We start from the raw sequence: 17,303 nt of genomic DNA on the forward strand, positions 1-17,303 counted from the left end.
ACAAAAAACCAGAGAAGCTAGCCTCTCTAGTTTAAATAATATTTTTTAAATCTGTCAACCCATTTTAGGACGACTCAAACAAAAGATTTTTATTTGAAAATGTAAAACTCTTTATGTTTATTTTTTGTAATCTATTAAAGAGTATTTACAGTAAAAATTATCTTATTCTAAAGAAAAGTTTACAGATATTAAAACGGATTTCCAGGAAATTTCTATTTATGTCATTTGGAAAGAGTGATAATAATCTACATCTAAAAACAGACTATTATAGTAAAAGTTTCTGCTTCGCTATAAAGGCTTTCTTCTTAAAATCCAAAAATTCGTTATTCCTTTATATAAAACTATAACTATCTCTAGGTAATTAAATTTTCAGTTTCAATCTAATTTCTCTTGGAAGGGCTTCTTTATGAACTAAAACAGATATTGTTTTTAACAAAAGAGCGTTTTTAGACATGTAAACATATCCTTTATATTGATTAATACCTTCTGAATTTTTCATTATATAAAACTCTTTTCCAAACTCGTCTACCGCTATACCTACTAAATGCATATTATGATCATCTGTAGTAGTTTTACTTTTGAATGCCTTTTGTCTCATAGCTTGCGTTACAGCAACTGACTCCTCACCTAATGTTAACTTTGCTATTCCTTTTTCAAAATCAAAATTAGGTTCAGAAGCATCACCATCCCAGGCCAATGAATATCCGTTTTTCAGAGCATCATCAATTAACTCTTCAAAATCATGTAAAGGAAGATTCACATACTTGTTATGATTCCAATTCGCGGGTATATCTAACTCAAACATATCATAAAACTTATGATGTGTAAAACTTGTTACTTCAACATAATCATTAGGATTAATTCCTACAAATTCATTAGCAAATTCTTTTGGTGTATATTCTTTTTGCTCATATATAAACGTTTCAGGTACCTCTCCTAAATAGGCATTTAAAATACCTTGCAATGATTTTTTCCAACTACTTGGCTTTATTCTCCCATACCCACTTGTAGCGATAGATTGCATCATTGCCTCAATTGCATTATCCATTTCAACATGATCATGTTGCCAATCTCCTTCTACAATTCCATTGTATATAGTTTCAGGTATTGCACCATACCTTCTGTACCCATCTAAAACGCTAAATGTTAAGTCTCCAGCATTTAACCATGATTTTCCTTTCGTGTCTATAAATTTCTTAGCTTTATTAATATATGTTGAATGTACATAAAAAATAGGAGATAATCCTATAGGAGTCTTCCCTAATCGTATGGCTTCTGTTTCAATAAAAGATGTTGTGGCAAAACTCCAACAAGTTCCTGATGACTGTTGATCTTTAAGTGGAGACGTTTTTATAAGATAACGAACTTTAAAAGTATTTGATGTTTGACTAAATATTTTATAAGATAAAAAGAATACAAAAAGAGCAAGTAAAATTTTCTTCATTTCTAATATTTTACATTAAAGACATGCTTCTTAAATAAATGTTACTCTTTTTGTATAAAATAATTATTATCCTTTTACACTTTCAGGATTATATCCTAAATAAGGTACTTCTTTTTCTACAAAGTTAATTCCGTAGTCTTCCAATTCTTTTAAAATAGGCTCATACACTTCTTTTTTAATTGGCAATTGTACACCTAGAGTTGTAATTTCTCCATTTAAAATACGAAGCGTTGCCATAGCTACAGGAAGCCCTACCGTTTTTGCCATAGCAGTATATGTTTGGTCATCTCCCTTAATTACCATGCTACTTTCAATCTGTTTCTTTTTTCCTTCTTTTTTATATCCAAAAATATGATGCATTACAATCATATCCTTATCCTCAGGCTCTAAAGTCCAAGAATCCATCAAAATCTTTTGTAGTATCTGTGCAGGTGTAGCATTTTTTAACCCTACTTTTTTATTTGGATTAAAAATATCCAGTTCAACAAACTTATCCCACATAACATCGTCCTGATCTATTTTTAAATACGACCTAAACTTTAGCTCAACAGAATCACTAGGAGAATATGCTAAAAATAAATTCGTAAAATCACGGTAGCTCATATTTTCAGAATCTTCAATCGTATACGTATCATCCGTCATTCCTAATTGAACAAACACGTTCCACGCCCTTGAAAAACCTACCTTTCTAATAGTGCCTCTATACATCGTTTTTATATCCTCTAAACCATAAATACTGCGGTATTTTAAAGAATCTCTATTGGCATATGCCTCAAACTTACCACTTCCATTAATTGTTAAAAACTCTGTTCTTCTAAATAATTTATGATAAGGTATATATTTATAAGTTCCTTCCTGAATAAACATTGAAGCTCCTCCCTGCCCTGCTAACACTACATTTCTCGGGTTCCATGTAAACTTATAGTTCCATAAATTAGTATCACTTTCCGGAGCCACTAACCCTCCGCAAAATGATTCAAAAAGTAACATTTCACCGTGGTTCTCTTTAATCCTGTCAATAATTTGCATCGCACTCATATGATCTATTCCCGGGTCTAGTCCTATCTCATTCATAAAAACCAGTCCTTTTGCTTTAACCTCTTCATTTAACGCTTGCATTTCTTTAGAAATATAAGATGCCGTAACCATGTGTTTATTAAATGTAACACAATCTTTTGCTACTTCAATATGAAAACTGGCAGGTAACATAGATATAACAATATCTGCTTTTTGAATAGCTTGTTCTCTCTCTTCCTTATTAAATACATCCAGTTGAATAGCAGAAGCATTAGCATGTCCGTTAATTTTTGACAATGCACTTTCTTTTGACACATCACCAATAGTAATATGCAATGATTCTTTTTCAGACTTATCTAATAAATATTTTATAAGCGAAGAACTTGATCTGCCCGCCCCTATAATCAGTATATTTCTCATGTATATGATGTACTTTTGTTCTTATTGTTTTTTCGGACAGCAATATCGTTAAAAAAGTTTAATTTTAAACAAAAACTTTAAATATGTATAAAAATTCAACAATAGTTAGTATTCTAGGGGCTACAGCGGTAATTCTTGGTGCTTTTGGCGCTCATGCTTTAAAAGACAAACTTACCCCAGAGGCATTAGATAGTTTTGAAACAGCCGTTAGGTATCAAATGTTTCATGTATTATTTCTCTTAGCAATTAATATAAGTTCAGAAATATCAACTCCTTATAAAAATAAAATAAGCTGGTTGGTTATTTTAGGAATTGTTTTCTTTTCCGGCTCTATTTATGCTATTCAGCTACTTCATGTTCCGGCCAAATTAATTTGGTTTATAACTCCCTTAGGAGGACTCCTATTAATTATAGGGTGGTTAGTAACAGCTTTTTACTTCTCAAAAAGGGGGCTAAAAGGGATTAAATAATAAAATTAGTCAATGTTTTACCTGTTTTAACAAAAAGAACTATTTTTGTCGGAAATAAAACACAACTAAAATATTTTAAGATGACAAATCTTGATGCGAAAACGATTTCGATAGACAACCTTGGTATCTCAGGAGCCACGGTTCGTTATCAATTAACTTCAGACGAGTTACATGATATTACTATTGAAAAAGAACAAGGAGAAAATTCCAGTTTTGGTGCTTTAGCAGTAAAAACAGGAGAGTTTACAGGCCGTTCTCCGATGGATCGCTTCATCGTAAAAGACGAAATTACTAAAGATGAAGTTTGGTGGGGAAATATCAATATCCCTTTTGATCCGGAAAAATTTGATAAGTTGTATGATAAAGTTACTGCTTATCTTTCTAACAAAGAAGTTTTCGTAAGAGATAGTTATGCTTGTGCTGACGAGAACTATAAGTTAAACATTAGAATTGTAGCTGAATACCCATGGAGTAACATGTTTGCCTATAACATGTTTTTACGCCCAACTGCAGAAGAGTTAAAAAACTTCACTCCGGAATGGACAGTAATTAACGCTCCTGGTTTTATGTCCATCCCGTCAGAAGATGGTACTCGTCAACATAACTTTGCTATTTTAAACTTTTCTAGAAAAATAGCTTTAATAGGAGGAACAGGATATACCGGAGAAATTAAAAAAGGTATTTTCTCTGCTCTTAACTTTATTTTACCGGTGTTTAAAAACACTTTACCTATGCACTGCTCTGCCAATGTAGGTAAAGAAGGAGACACTGCTATTTTCTTTGGATTATCAGGAACTGGTAAAACCACTTTATCTACGGATCCGAATCGTGCCTTAATTGGTGATGATGAACATGGTTGGACTTCAGAAAACACAGTATTTAACTTTGAGGGTGGATGTTACGCTAAAGTAATTGACCTATCTCAGGAAAACGAACCTGAAATTTACGGAGCAATTAAACGTGGAGCTATCTTAGAAAATGTGGTTATGGATGCTAACGGTAATGTTGATTTTGCTGATACGTCTATTACAGAAAATACACGTGTAAGTTATCCAATTGATCATATCGAAAACATTAAGGTACCTTCTATAGGAAGTAACCCTAAAAACATATTTTTCTTAACGGCTGATGCATTTGGTGTGTTACCTCCAATCTCTAAGTTAACACCTGGGCAAGCTGCTTACCACTTTATTTCAGGATACACAGCTAAAGTAGCCGGTACAGAAGCTGGTATTACAGAACCTCAACCAAGTTTCTCTGCATGTTTCGGAGCACCGTTTATGCCTTTACATCCTACGCGTTACGCTGAAATGTTAAGCAAAAAAATGAAAGAAACCGGAGTAAATGTTTGGTTAATAAACACAGGTTGGTTTGCAGGGCCTTACGGAGTTGGTAATCGTATGAAATTAAAGTACACTCGTGCTATGATTACTGCTGCTTTAAATGGTGATTTACCAAGTGAAATTAACCGTGAAAACTACCATATACATTCTGTATTTGGTTTAGCTCAACCAAGACAATGTCCTGGAGTACCTTCAGAATTATTAAGCCAACGTCAAGCTTGGAACAATGATACTGAGTACTACAAAACAGCTAATAAATTAGCAGATTCGTTCAAAGCTAACTTTAAAAAGTTTGAAGAATTTGCCAGCGAAGAAATATTAGCGGGCGGACCTCCGTCAACTGAAAAATAAATCAAAAATTAGAAGCATCCTTAACGGATGCTTTTTTTATGAAGAAAATCGAGTTATTTTAGCCAAAAAGAATCATATGATAGTACAAGGTATAATAGTTGATATTTTAAACAAGCGAACTTTTAAAGGTGAAATTGAAGTTGCAAACGGAAAAATAAAATCGGTACAAGAAAAAAATCATACCGTTGAAAACTATATATTACCCGGATTTGTAGATGCTCATATTCATATAGAAAGTTCTATGTTGGTTCCTTCTGAATTTGCTAAAATAGCTGTAACTCATGGAACTGTAGCAACCGTTTCGGACCCACATGAAATAGCCAACGTACTAGGTGTTAAAGGTGTTGAATTTATGATTGAAAATGGGAAAAAAGTACCGTTAAAATTTAATTTCGGAGCACCTTCTTGTGTACCTGCTACCTCTTTTGAAAGTGCCGGAGCTATTATTGATTCTAATGACATCCAAAAAATGATGGAAAATCCGGATATAAAATATCTGGCAGAAATGATGAATTACCCCGGTGTTATTTATCAAGATGAAGAAGTTTTGAAAAAAATAGCTTGGGCAAAACACTATAATAAACCTGTTGACGGTCACGCTCCCGGTTTACGAGGTAGTGATTTAGACCAATACATTGCTGCCGGTATTTATACCGATCATGAATGTTTCACTTATGATGAAGCGTTGGAAAAGCTTCAAAAAGGCATGAAAGTGATTGTTAGAGAAGGAAGTGCTGCCAAGAATTTTGAAGCCTTAATCGACCTGCTTCCTGAACACTACAAAAACATGATGTTTTGCTCTGATGACAAACATCCTGATGATTTATTAGTTGGTCATATAAATCAATTATGCGAAAGAGCCGTAGCTAAAGGAATGGATGTTTTCAAAATTTTACAAGTTGCTTGTATAAACCCGGTAAAACATTATAATTTAGATGTTGGCTTATTACAAGAAAATGATAATGCTGATTTTATTGTGGTTGAAGATTTAGAAAAATTCAACGTACTTCAAACATACATTAATGGAGAATTAGTTGCTGAGAATAGAAAATCATTCATAAAGCATGTTGAATTTGACGTTTTAAATAATTTCAATACTGAAAAGAAGCATATAAAAGATTTTGAATTTCATTCATCTTCTGAAAAAATTAGAGTTATTGAAGCTTTAGATGGTGAATTAGTAACCAATGAAATTGAAGTTGATTCTTTAATTCAAGAGGGTAACTTGGTTTCTAATACTGAAAACGATGTATTAAAAATGACCGTCGTAAATCGCTATAAAAATGCAGAACCTTCCATTGCTTTCATTAAAAACTTCGGATTAAAAGAAGGCGCTATTGCCAGCTCGGTAGGTCATGATTCTCATAATATTATTGCTGTGGGTGTTTCTGATGAAATGATTTGTAAAGCGGTAAATCTTCTTATTGAAAACAAAGGGGGTATTTGTGCAGTTTCAAATTCTGAAGAAAAAGTAGTTGCATTACCCGTTGCCGGAATTATGAGTGATCAGCCTGCTACTATAATCGGAAAGGCCTATGCTGAATTAGACGCTATGGCTAAAGAAATGGGAAGTAAGCTTCGTGCTCCTTACATGACTTTATCTTTTATGGCTTTATTAGTAATTCCTTCATTAAAATTATCAGATAAAGGGTTGTTTGACGGAAATTCATTTCAGTTCACGTCATTGGAAATAAAATAATTGTTTTATTCACTTTTCTATAAACTTTTTGTTTAAAACTTTAAACACTATTGTTGTGCATGTAACAACAGTAGTGTTATTTAATAAACAACACTAAAGTAAAACAGAACTAGAAGTTCTTAAACCGAAAACACTCAGTAAACAGAATATTGATTAGTTTTGTAATGGTACAAAGTACAACAATTTGAAGACAGAAAGAATCATATTAGGTATAGATCCCGGAACGACTATTATGGGGTTTGGAATTATTAAAGTAGTTGGAAAAAAAATGGAGTTCATTCAAATGAATGAATTATTACTGAAAAAATACGAAGACCCTTATTTAAAGTTAAAACTCATTTTTGAGCGTACCATTGAGTTAATAGACACCTACAATCCGGATGAAATTGCCTTAGAAGCTCCTTTTTTTGGAAAAAATGTACAATCGATGTTAAAACTAGGTAGAGCTCAAGGTGTTGCCATGGCTGCCGGACTTTCTCGTCAGATTCCTGTAACGGAGTACCTGCCAAAAAAAATTAAAATGGCTATTACCGGTAACGGAAATGCCAGCAAAGAACAAGTGGCTCTTATGCTACAATCGCTATTAAAGTTAAAAGAACTTCCTGATAATTTAGATGCTACCGATGGTTTAGCCGCTGCCGTATGTCATTACTATAATTCAGGAACTAAAATTGGAGGAAAAAACTACACTGGTTGGGCTGCTTTTGTTAAACAAAATCCTAAAAAAATTAGTTAGTAATTAGTAAGATATAAAACCTCATAATTCATAATTCATAATTCATAATTCATAATTCATAATTCATAATTAATTTTGGCCGGAATTTATTTACATATCCCATTTTGTAAGCAAGCATGTTATTATTGTGATTTTCATTTTTCTACTTCTTTAAAAAAGAAAGAAGAGTTAGTTACTTGCTTGGTGAAAGAGTTAGAATTACGAAAAGAAGAATTACAAAATGAAGAAATAGAAACTATCTATTTAGGAGGAGGAACCCCCAGTTTACTATCTATTCAAGAAATAAAGTTGTTACTGAAAACTATCTATGAAAATTATACAGTAGTAACAAATCCGGAAATTACATTAGAAGCAAATCCAGATGATTTATCCGAGGAAAAAATAATTGAGTTATCTAAAACTCCTGTTAACCGTTTAAGCATTGGTGTTCAATCTTTTTTTGAAGAAGATTTAAAAATGATGAATCGCGCGCATAATGCTTATGAAGCAAAAAATTGCCTATCCGTGGCAATTCGTTACTTTGACAATATTACTATTGATTTAATTTACGGAATACCTAACATGAGCAATGAGCGTTGGAAAGAAAATTTACAAATTGCTTTTGATTTTGGTATTAACCATATTTCCTCGTATGCTTTAACTGTTGAACCTAAAACAGCTTTAGATACTTTTATAAAAAAAGGTACTTACCCTACTCCCAATGAAACCGTTGCAAAAGAACATTTTGATATTCTTATAGCAGAAACACATAAGCACGGATTTGTACAGTATGAAATTTCAAACTTTGGAAAACCCGGATATTTTTCAAAACACAATACCAGTTATTGGCTAGGCAAAAAATACCTAGGAATTGGTCCTTCCGCCCACTCGTTTAACACAACTCATAGAAGTTGGAATGTTGCTAATAATAACAAATACATAAACTTGCTTCAAAATAGTGAGCTTCCTAATGAAACTGAAAAACTTACAAAAGAAGATCAGTTTAATGAATATTTAATGACAGGTCTCAGAACAATCTGGGGTGTTTCTTTAACCAAAGTAACGCAAGATTTCGGACAAACCTTTCATGATCAACTCCTACAATCAGCTCAAAAATTTATAAACGAAGAGTTACTTGTTATTACCCATGAAATAAAACAACCTGAAAATAAAGACTTTTCCCCTTGTAAAGAGGGGTTGACTTTAAAAACAACAGCTAAAGGAAAATTTCTGGCAGATGGTTTGGCTAGTGATTTATTTATAATTTAATTACTTTTACTTTCATGAGAGCAACCATTCAACACCTATCTAACCTATATACAATTGATTTATCTGAACCTCTTGATATTTCAATTGCCATTGATCTTTCTAAACAAAACATCAATGCTTGGTATATTGACGATCCTGCAATTAATCCGGTTATTTTAGGAGACTGGACCGGAAGTGTTGCTAAAGGAGCTGATGTTAACTTTAACAACATAGCTTTTAATCCTCATGCACACATTACGCATACAGAATGTGTAGGACATATTACCAAAGAAGTATATTCTATAAATAAAAACCTTACACAATTTTTCTTTGTAGCAGAAGTAGTTAGCGTAACACCGCAAAAATTAGCAAATGGCGATGCTGTTATAACAAAAGAACAACTTAAAAAAGTTATTGACACAAAAACGTTAGAAGCTATAGTAATTAGAACCCTTCCTAATGAAGAGCAAAAAAAATCAGCTCGATATTCAAATACCAACCCTCCTTATTTATTAGAAGAAGCGGCTATTTATTTAAAAGAAAAAGGTATTAAACATTTACTAATAGACCTTCCTTCGGTTGATAAAGAAAAAGACGAAGGAAAGTTATTAGCGCATAATGCTTTTTGGAATACAAAAGCGGCAATTCGATTTGATGCAACCATTACAGAGTTCATTTTTGTTCCTGATACGGTAAAAGACGGAACTTATATTTTAAATCTTATGGTAGCTCCTTTCGAAAATGATGCCACTCCAAGTAAGCCAATTTTATACAAAATTATTATATAGTAGGTTTAGCGATATACGGTTATAGTATAACCATCGACTGTTGTAATACAAGCATGCTTTAATTACTTATTTTTTTCTCTTTGTTTGTAGAGTGTTTTTTTGCAAATGTTTCTTTTTAGGGACCTCTGTATATAGTGAGATTTACTTTATGTTTCATTTACACTACAAAGATAAAGCAACCTACAGTTTTACATCTTTGATTTATGATGAAACGCTATTTACTATCGATAAACGGACTTTAAACGTCCTTTGAATTAAAAATTAGTTCGTTAAACGGTTGTTAAAAACTCATTTTTGGTAATTCTATAATAAAAAGCACTATCAATTCCTTCAAAATAATAATGCTTCCAAAAACGCATTCCTATTTTTTCCAACACCTTAATAGAGCCTTTATTATCCATAGCGGTTCTGCCTATTATTTCATTCATTCCTAACTTTGAAAAACCATACTGTAATGAAGCTCTTGCTGCTTCTGTAGCATACCCTTTATTCCATTCTTCTCTAACAAAACGAAAACCAAGATCAATCATACCTTCTTCATTACGTTTCAACCCGCACCAACCAATAGGTAAATTATCTTCTTTTTTTAGTACTATCCATCTGCCAAAACCATTTTTTTCATATTCTTTATAAGCTTCTAAAAAAATCCCGGCACTTTCTACAGAACTAAAAGCCACATCACCCGTATATTTTAACACCTCTTCATCGGTATTCAAATCATAGAAAAACTGAGCATCTTCTATACAGAATTCTCTTAACAATAATCTCTCAGTTTCAAAAACTAATTTCATCTTTATAGTAAATTATTTAAAATCAATATAAAAAAATAATTAATATTATCTTTTATGTTAAAGCTATTTCTTTTTTTTATAGATTTGGCTCTTTACAAAAACAAAAAGAACACCCATGACAATTTTTAATACATATAAGCAATGTTCGTCGACTGTGAGAAACAGGAGTATTCGGATTCCATATGTATTATAATTATCTAAAAATAAAATATAACTATCATAAAAAGTCCGACTTCGCAGTCGGACTTTTTACTTTTATAACACAATCAACAACTAAGTATAAACACTATGAAAAAACTCTATTTTGGCTATTTAGACACCTTTAAAGGTCTCTCAAAAGAAGTTTGGTGGTTAGCCCTAATCACCCTTATTAACCGGGCCGGAACTATGGTAGTTCCGTTCTTATCACTATACCTTACTAAAAGCTTAAACTTTACCTTGAAAGATGTTGGTTGGATTATGACCTGCTTCGGAATAGGGTCTGTAATCGGTTCATGGCTGGGAGGAAGACTCACTGATAAAATCGGGTTTTATAAAGTAATGAAAGTAAGTTTGTTTTTAACAGGTTTGTTATTTATTGCTTTACAATTTGTAACCACTTTTACCGGATTTTGTATAGGCATCTTTCTGGTTATGTTAGTCGCTGATACGTTTAGACCAGCTATGTTTGTGGCTTTAAACTCGTATAGTAAACCTGAAAACAAAACCCGCTCTGTAACCTTAATCCGTTTAGCAATTAACTTAGGTTTTTCTGCCGGTCCTGCCGTGGGTGGGCTTATTATTACCTCATTAAGTTATAACGGTTTATTTTGGGTAGATGGTATTACTTGTATTTTAGCTACTTTTTTATTGATGAATGTATTGCATCCTAAAAAATCAAGAATTGTAGATGATGGAAAAGTAGACCATCCGGTTTCTGTATTTTCAGACAATGCCTTTTGGGTATTTTTTGTTGGAATGTTTGTTTTCGGCTTTATATTTTTACAATATTTTTCAACCATGCCATTGTATTATAAAGACAATCATCACTTAACAGAACTCCAAATCGGATTGTTAATGGGAATGAACGGATTTATCATATTTCTTTTAGAAATGCCATTAATTAAATGGTTAGAAGAAAGTAAATACACTAAAGAATTTTTAATCTTCTTTGGCTTATTTTTAACAGGACTTAGCTTTTTGGTATTAAACCTAACCAGCTGGACAGGTATTTTAATTGTTGGTATGTTATTAATGACCATTGGTGAAATGATTGCCTTTCCGTTTTCAAATGCTTTTGTGATGGAACGAGCAAAAAAAGGAAATCAGGGAGAGTATATGGCCTATTATAGTATTGCCTTTTCAGCTTCTCATATTTTCGGGCATAACTCAGGAATGCAGTTTATTGATAAGTTTGGCTTTTTCAATACTTGGAACATCATGCTACTTTTATCAGTAGTAGGTATGTGCTCTTTTCTGATACTAATGAAAATGATAAAAAAAGAAAAACATGAACTTAAACCAAGTAACCATTCCTTCAACTAATATTGAAAGATCAGTAGCTTTTTATAAACAACTAGGCTTGCATCTTATTGTAGATGCAAGTCCTAGATATGTACGCTTTGAACTACCGGCTGGAAATAGCACTCTTTCGTTGCACCATACAGAGGTACTTCCTAAAGAAAGTAGTATTGTTATTTATTTTGAAAATGATAATTTAGACGATTTGGTAGCCAATTTGCAAGCCAAAGGAATTTCTTTTACCCAACTACCTACAGACCAAACCTGGTTATGGAGAGAAGCTCATTTATCAGACCCGGACGGTAATAAACTCATTTTATATAAAGCCGGAGAAAACAGAAAAAATCCGCCCTGGCGAATTAATTAGCCTTAAGAAACCTTTATATTTGACTACGCAAAAAAACAATTCTAAAAACACTTAACTAATGAATATACAAGACGCTCAAAAACAAGTTGATGAATGGATTAAAAACCATGGAGTACGTTATTTTAATGAGCTAACCAATATGGCTCAATTAACCGAAGAAGTTGGTGAAGTAGCCCGAATTATTGCGCGTCGTTACGGTGAACAAAGCGAAAAAGAAAGTGATAAACAAAAAGATTTAGGAGAAGAATTAGCCGATGTAGTATTTGTAGTGCTTTGTTTAGCTAACCAAACCGGAGTTAACTTACAGGAGGCTTTTGATAAAAAATTAGACCTAAAAACCAAACGCGATCACGACCGTCATCACAACAACGAAAAATTAAAATAAATGAGTTTCTTACAAAAAATTCAACAACCCGTATTCTGGAAAAATGTAGCTAAAGTTGCCATCCCTTTTTTTGTTGTGGTTACGTTAATATCTCTTATCATGAATAGTTCTCGTGATATTTTTGCCGGAGATTTTGCTGCGGTTAATGAAGCCAATTTTACGCAAGGAAAATGGATCCGTTTCTGGAGTATTAAAGTACTTATCAGCTTTTTTTACGGAATATGGATTACTAACAAAAAAATGGCATAACCACCATGAACTTACAACTAAACACAACAACCTCAACCATACAATCTGACATTACCGTTTCCGGATCAAAAAGTGAATCTAACAGATTGTTAATTTTACAACAGCTATACCCAAATATTACCATAGAAAATCTATCTGATTCTGATGATACCCATCATTTACAGGAAGCCCTTTCTTCTTCCGTAGAAATTGCGGATATTGGACATGCCGGTACAGCTATGCGATTTTTAACCGCATTTTTTGCCTCTCAAAAAGGAACCACTAAAATTTTACAAGGGTCAGAGCGTATGCACAATCGCCCTATAGAAATTTTAGTTGACGCTTTACGTTCCTTGGGAGCAGATATTACCTATTTAGAAAAAGAAGGATACCCGCCATTACAAATTAACGGCAAAGCTCTTACACAACATAAAGTAACCATTAACGGTAACGTAAGCAGTCAATATATTTCTGCTTTACTTTTAATTGCTCCCGGTTTACCAAACGGATTGGTAGTAGAGCTGGTGGGTAAAATTACTTCGGTTCCTTATATTAACATGACCTTAGCTTTATTACATCAATTAGGTATACAAGCTGATTTTTCAGGAGCAACTATTAAAGTGGCCGCTCAACCAACTATTACTAACCAAACGGTAGTAGTAGAATCTGACTGGAGTTCTGCTTCTTATTTTTATTCGTTAATTGCCATGAGTTCGTTAAACTCTAGTGTAAAACTTACCGCATATAAAAAAGATAGCTTACAAGGAGATGCTGTTTTAGCTGAAATTTATGAACATTTTGGTGTAACCACTCAGTTTCATGGCAATAGCATTACCATCTCAAAAACATCGTTACATTCAACCGCTACATTAGAACAAGAGTTAAAAAATGCGCCTGATATTGCTCAAACCATAGCCGTAACCTGTTTTGGTTTAGGTATAGCTTGTGAGTTAACCGGATTACATACTTTAAAAATAAAAGAAACCGATCGTTTAGAAGCTTTACGTGAAGAACTCACAAAACTAGGAGCTGATATAAAAGTAACCGATGAAAGTTTGCATTTAGCACCGGCAAATCAACTAAACAAAAATATAGCTATTACTACCTATAATGATCATAGAATGGCCATGGCCTTTGCTCCGCTAGCACTTAAAACTACCTTGATTATTAAGGATGCAGAAGTAGTGACCAAGTCCTTTAGAAACTTCTGGAATGATATGACTAAAATAGGATTACAAATACAAGAAGTGTAAAATAAAACGGGAATAGCTTGACATCCCCTATTCTCATATTGTATATTTGCGCCTCGTTTAGAAAATTTTACAGATGAAGTTATCACATTTTGATTTTAAATTACCAAAAGAGTTATTAGCAGAATATCCGTCAGAACATAGAGATGAAGCTCGTTTAATGGTATTAAACCGTGAAAAACAAACAATTGAACATAAATTATTTAAAGATTTAATCAATTACTTTGATGAAGGTGATGTAATGATGTTAAACAATACCAAGGTTTTCCCTGCCCGTATGTACGGTAACAAAGAAAAAACCGGAGCCCGTATTGAAGTATTTTTATTACGTGAGTTAAACGCAGAAAATCGTCTTTGGGATGTTTTAGTTGATCCAGCTCGTAAAATCAGAATTGGAAATAAATTATTCTTTGGAGACGACGATAGTTTAGTAGCAGAAGTGATTGATAATACAACTTCTCGTGGTAGAACTTTACGTTTCTTATTTGATGGTTCTTATGAAGAATTTCGTCAAAAATTAATCGATTTAGGAGAAACTCCGTTACCAAAATATATTAAACGTGATGTTGAGCCGGAAGATGAAGAGCGTTATCAAACCATCTTTGCAAAACACGAAGGAGCTGTAGCTGCCCCAACTGCCGGACTGCATTTTTCTAAGCACTTAATGAAACGTTTAGAAATTAAAGGAATTGAATTTGCTGAAATGACTTTACACGTAGGTTTAGGTACTTTTAACCCGGTAGAAGTTGAAGATTTATCTAAACACAAAATGGATTCTGAGCAAATCATTATTCCTGAAGAAAGTACTTTAGTAGTAAACAGAGCTTTAGACAACAAACGTAAAGTATGTGCTATTGGTACTACAGTAATGCGTACTGTTGAATCATCTGTTTCTGCTAACAAAAGGTTAAATGCTTATAATGGTTGGACCAATAAATTTATTTTCCCTCCTTATGATTTTAGCATTGCTAACTGTATGGTTACTAATTTCCACACACCAAAATCTACTTTATTAATGATGATTTCTGCCTTTGCAGGTCATGATTTTGTAATGGAAGCTTACCATGAAGCCATCAAAGAAAAATACAAATTTTATTCATATGGTGATGCCATGTTAATTATATAACAGGCAGTTACCCTTATCATACCAACCGGTAATCAAAACCCGATTACCGGTTTTTTTTTTATCTGACACAGAAGCTTTTGAAATGTTTCTTAAGTTTCACAGATTCCATGTAAATTTGCATTCTATAGTAACTTCAATACCATTAAGTTGAGCACTAAAAAAGACATCCGCGCATTAAGCAAAGAACAACTACGTGAGTTTTTCGTTTCAAATAACGACAAAGCCTTCCGTGGTAATCAAGTATATGAGTGGTTATGGCATAAAGCAGCACATACTTTTGATGATATGACCAACTTATCAAAAGAAACCAGACGCATGCTGGATGAACATTTTGTTATCAATCATATTGAAGTTGACACCATGCAACGAAGCAATGACGGTACTATAAAAAATGCCGTAAAATTGCACGATGGTCTTATTGTAGAATCGGTATTAATTCCTACTGATACCCGAACCACCGCTTGTGTATCTAGCCAGGTAGGATGTAGTTTAGATTGTAAATTTTGCGCTACAGCTCGTTTAAAGCGCATGCGTAATTTAAATGCAGATGAAATTTACGATCAGGTAGTAGCCATTGATCAACAAAGTAAACTTTACCACAACCGTAAATTATCTAACATTGTATTTATGGGTATGGGAGAGCCATTAATGAACTACAATAACGTAGTAAAAGCCATTGAAAAAATTACCTCACCGGAAGGTTTGGGTATGGCAGCCCGCAGAATTACGCTGTCAACCTCAGGGGTTCCTAAAATGATCAAAAAAATGGCAGATGATGAAGTACGCTTTAATTTAGCCGTATCATTACATTCAGCAATAGATGAAGTACGTACCTCTATTATGCCTTTTAACGCTACCTTTCCGTTAACCGATTTAAAAGAAGCCCTAGAATACTGGTATGCAAAAACCAAACGCAAAGTAACTTATGAATATGTCGTTTGGAATGGAATTAATGACAGAAAAGAAGACATAGATGCCTTGGTTACTTTTTGTAAATACATTCCGTGTAAAGTTAATCTAATAGAATACAATCCTATTGACGACGGAGAGTTTCAGCAAGCTTCTGAAAGAGCCTTGAATAATTATATTTCTAATTTAGAAATGCACGACATCGTAGTAAATGTTCGTCGTTCCAGAGGAAAAGATATTGATGCTGCTTGCGGGCAATTAGCTAATAAGTCATAAATGCAATTTTCTAAAACACTTTTAGGGCAAACATTACAAACCTTAGGGTGGCTATTACTGGCTATTACCATCGGGCTTATTTTAGATAGTAAATTTGTTGCAAACAACTATTATGCTAACATACAGCCATATATTATGGTTCTTATTATTCCAACCTATATATATCTGTATTATAAAGCCAATCCCAGAACCAGAGAATTACTTTTATACGCTATGTTTATAGCAATTGGAGGCGAATATCTTTTTTCCAGAGCATTAGGCATGTACACCTATCGTCTTCATAACATTCCGCATTACATACCTCCCGGGCATGCTATAGTATTTGTTTTAGTATACTATTTTAGCAGAAAGTCCAGAGTAAAATATCACCGAAAAAGCATTGAAAAATTTTGCACGGCACTCATTATTCCTTTTGCTTTTTACTTTTTAGTCTTTAAAAATGATGTACTAGGATTTGTATGCACCCTGCTAGTATTTTATTTTTTAAGAAATCATCCTAAAGAACGTATGTTTTTCTTGGTCATGTACTGTATTGTTGCCATTACAGAACTCATAGGAACAAGTTTAGGCTGTTGGGCATGGCCGGAAATAGCCTTTAATAAATTTAGTTTTTTACCCAGTGCCAATCCACCGGCAGGAATAAGTCTTTTTTATTTTGGTTTAGACAGAGGTACCATGTCAATCTATAAAAGAAGACATAAAAAAGTATGGAATAGATTCAAACAAATCCAAGCAACTAACTTATAAATTTTAAAAAGCGTGTACGACAAATTTCCACTTTTAAAAATAAGACCGTCACTGCGAAGCAAACACTTTTGCTGTGGCAGTCTCTTTTTATTGAGAGATTACTTCAGTCGTTACTACTCCTTCGTAATGACCGAAAGGAAATTTATCGTACCCCTTTTAAACAATGAAACCGACATGTTCAAAATAATTATTAACATACAGCGAAATGATTATTTTTAACATCATAGGT

Annotated in this window: 17 protein-coding genes; 14 read left to right on the forward strand and 3 right to left on the reverse strand. The window is 33.2% G+C overall.

What is annotated here, in order from left to right; genetic code table 11:
• Positions 1 to 361: 361 nt before the first annotated feature.
• Positions 362 to 1,444, reverse strand: coding sequence for a C1 family peptidase (locus tag ACQY1Q_RS14900; RefSeq protein WP_431006121.1), 1,083 nt, complete (start codon positions 1,442 to 1,444; stop codon positions 362 to 364).
• 66 nt (positions 1,445 to 1,510) lie between these two features.
• Positions 1,511 to 2,881, reverse strand: a complete 1,371-nt coding sequence (locus tag ACQY1Q_RS14905) for a saccharopine dehydrogenase family protein (protein ID WP_431006122.1) — start codon at positions 2,879 to 2,881, stop codon at positions 1,511 to 1,513.
• Positions 2,882 to 2,964: 83 nt separating this feature from the next.
• Here ACQY1Q_RS14905 and ACQY1Q_RS14910 point away from each other — a divergent pair, with 83 nt between their 5' ends.
• From ACQY1Q_RS14910 to ACQY1Q_RS14935, 6 genes are all read left to right on the forward strand, one after another.
• On the forward strand, positions 2,965 to 3,351 hold the full coding sequence (locus ACQY1Q_RS14910) for a DUF423 domain-containing protein (RefSeq protein WP_431006123.1): 387 nt from the start codon (positions 2,965 to 2,967) through the stop codon (positions 3,349 to 3,351).
• An 80-nt stretch (positions 3,352 to 3,431) separates the two neighbouring features.
• The gene (pckA, locus tag ACQY1Q_RS14915) at positions 3,432 to 5,045 is read left to right on the forward strand and encodes a phosphoenolpyruvate carboxykinase (ATP) (RefSeq protein ID WP_431006124.1); all 1,614 of its coding nucleotides are present in this window, start codon (positions 3,432 to 3,434) and stop codon (positions 5,043 to 5,045) included.
• Between the two features lie 76 nt (positions 5,046 to 5,121).
• Positions 5,122 to 6,744, forward strand: coding sequence for an adenine deaminase (ade, locus tag ACQY1Q_RS14920; protein WP_431006125.1), 1,623 nt, complete (start codon positions 5,122 to 5,124; stop codon positions 6,742 to 6,744).
• A 184-nt stretch (positions 6,745 to 6,928) separates the two neighbouring features.
• Positions 6,929 to 7,480 (forward strand): crossover junction endodeoxyribonuclease RuvC, encoded by a 552-nt coding sequence (ruvC, locus tag ACQY1Q_RS14925; protein WP_431006126.1) that lies wholly within the window; start codon positions 6,929 to 6,931, stop codon positions 7,478 to 7,480.
• Between the two features lie 75 nt (positions 7,481 to 7,555).
• Positions 7,556 to 8,728 (forward strand): radical SAM family heme chaperone HemW, encoded by a 1,173-nt coding sequence (gene hemW / locus ACQY1Q_RS14930; protein WP_431006127.1) that lies wholly within the window; start codon positions 7,556 to 7,558, stop codon positions 8,726 to 8,728.
• A gap of 14 nt (positions 8,729 to 8,742) precedes the next feature.
• Entirely contained in the window at positions 8,743 to 9,495 is a 753-nt protein-coding gene (locus ACQY1Q_RS14935) for a cyclase family protein (protein ID WP_431006128.1), read from the forward strand.
• A 269-nt stretch (positions 9,496 to 9,764) separates the two neighbouring features.
• Here ACQY1Q_RS14935 and ACQY1Q_RS14940 read toward each other — a convergent pair whose 3' ends face one another.
• A complete protein-coding gene (locus tag ACQY1Q_RS14940; protein ID WP_431006129.1) occupies positions 9,765 to 10,286 on the reverse strand; it encodes a GNAT family N-acetyltransferase in 522 nt (173 codons plus the stop codon).
• 288 nt (positions 10,287 to 10,574) lie between these two features.
• Between ACQY1Q_RS14940 and ACQY1Q_RS14945 the strand changes: the two genes are divergently transcribed.
• The 8 genes from ACQY1Q_RS14945 (at position 10,575) to ACQY1Q_RS14980 (ending at position 17,074) form a co-directional block, all read left to right on the forward strand.
• The gene (locus tag ACQY1Q_RS14945) at positions 10,575 to 11,810 is read left to right on the forward strand and encodes an MFS transporter (RefSeq protein ID WP_431006130.1); all 1,236 of its coding nucleotides are present in this window, start codon (positions 10,575 to 10,577) and stop codon (positions 11,808 to 11,810) included.
• Positions 11,776 to 12,153 (forward strand): VOC family protein, encoded by a 378-nt coding sequence (locus tag ACQY1Q_RS14950; RefSeq protein ID WP_431006131.1) that lies wholly within the window; start codon positions 11,776 to 11,778, stop codon positions 12,151 to 12,153. Before ACQY1Q_RS14945 ends, ACQY1Q_RS14950 begins: the two co-directional genes overlap by 35 nt.
• 58 nt (positions 12,154 to 12,211) lie before the next feature.
• A complete protein-coding gene (locus ACQY1Q_RS14955) occupies positions 12,212 to 12,538 on the forward strand; it encodes a nucleotide pyrophosphohydrolase (RefSeq protein ID WP_431006132.1) in 327 nt (108 codons plus the stop codon).
• The gene (locus ACQY1Q_RS14960) at positions 12,539 to 12,787 is read left to right on the forward strand and encodes a hypothetical protein (protein ID WP_431006133.1); all 249 of its coding nucleotides are present in this window, start codon (positions 12,539 to 12,541) and stop codon (positions 12,785 to 12,787) included.
• 5 nt (positions 12,788 to 12,792) lie between these two features.
• The gene (locus ACQY1Q_RS14965) at positions 12,793 to 14,019 is read left to right on the forward strand and encodes a 3-phosphoshikimate 1-carboxyvinyltransferase (protein WP_431006134.1); all 1,227 of its coding nucleotides are present in this window, start codon (positions 12,793 to 12,795) and stop codon (positions 14,017 to 14,019) included.
• Positions 14,020 to 14,092: 73 nt separating this feature from the next.
• The gene (queA, locus tag ACQY1Q_RS14970) at positions 14,093 to 15,142 is read left to right on the forward strand and encodes a tRNA preQ1(34) S-adenosylmethionine ribosyltransferase-isomerase QueA (protein WP_431006135.1); all 1,050 of its coding nucleotides are present in this window, start codon (positions 14,093 to 14,095) and stop codon (positions 15,140 to 15,142) included.
• A gap of 147 nt (positions 15,143 to 15,289) precedes the next feature.
• Positions 15,290 to 16,327, forward strand: coding sequence for a 23S rRNA (adenine(2503)-C(2))-methyltransferase RlmN (gene rlmN, locus ACQY1Q_RS14975; RefSeq protein ID WP_431006136.1), 1,038 nt, complete (start codon positions 15,290 to 15,292; stop codon positions 16,325 to 16,327).
• The gene (locus ACQY1Q_RS14980; protein WP_431006137.1) at positions 16,328 to 17,074 is read left to right on the forward strand and encodes a hypothetical protein; all 747 of its coding nucleotides are present in this window, start codon (positions 16,328 to 16,330) and stop codon (positions 17,072 to 17,074) included.
• The last annotated feature ends 229 nt before the right edge of the window (positions 17,075 to 17,303 follow it).

Origin of the sequence: Tenacibaculum sp. TC6, from assembly GCF_050606265.1 — a bacterium.
Classification (GTDB): Bacteria; Bacteroidota; Bacteroidia; order Flavobacteriales; family Flavobacteriaceae; genus Polaribacter.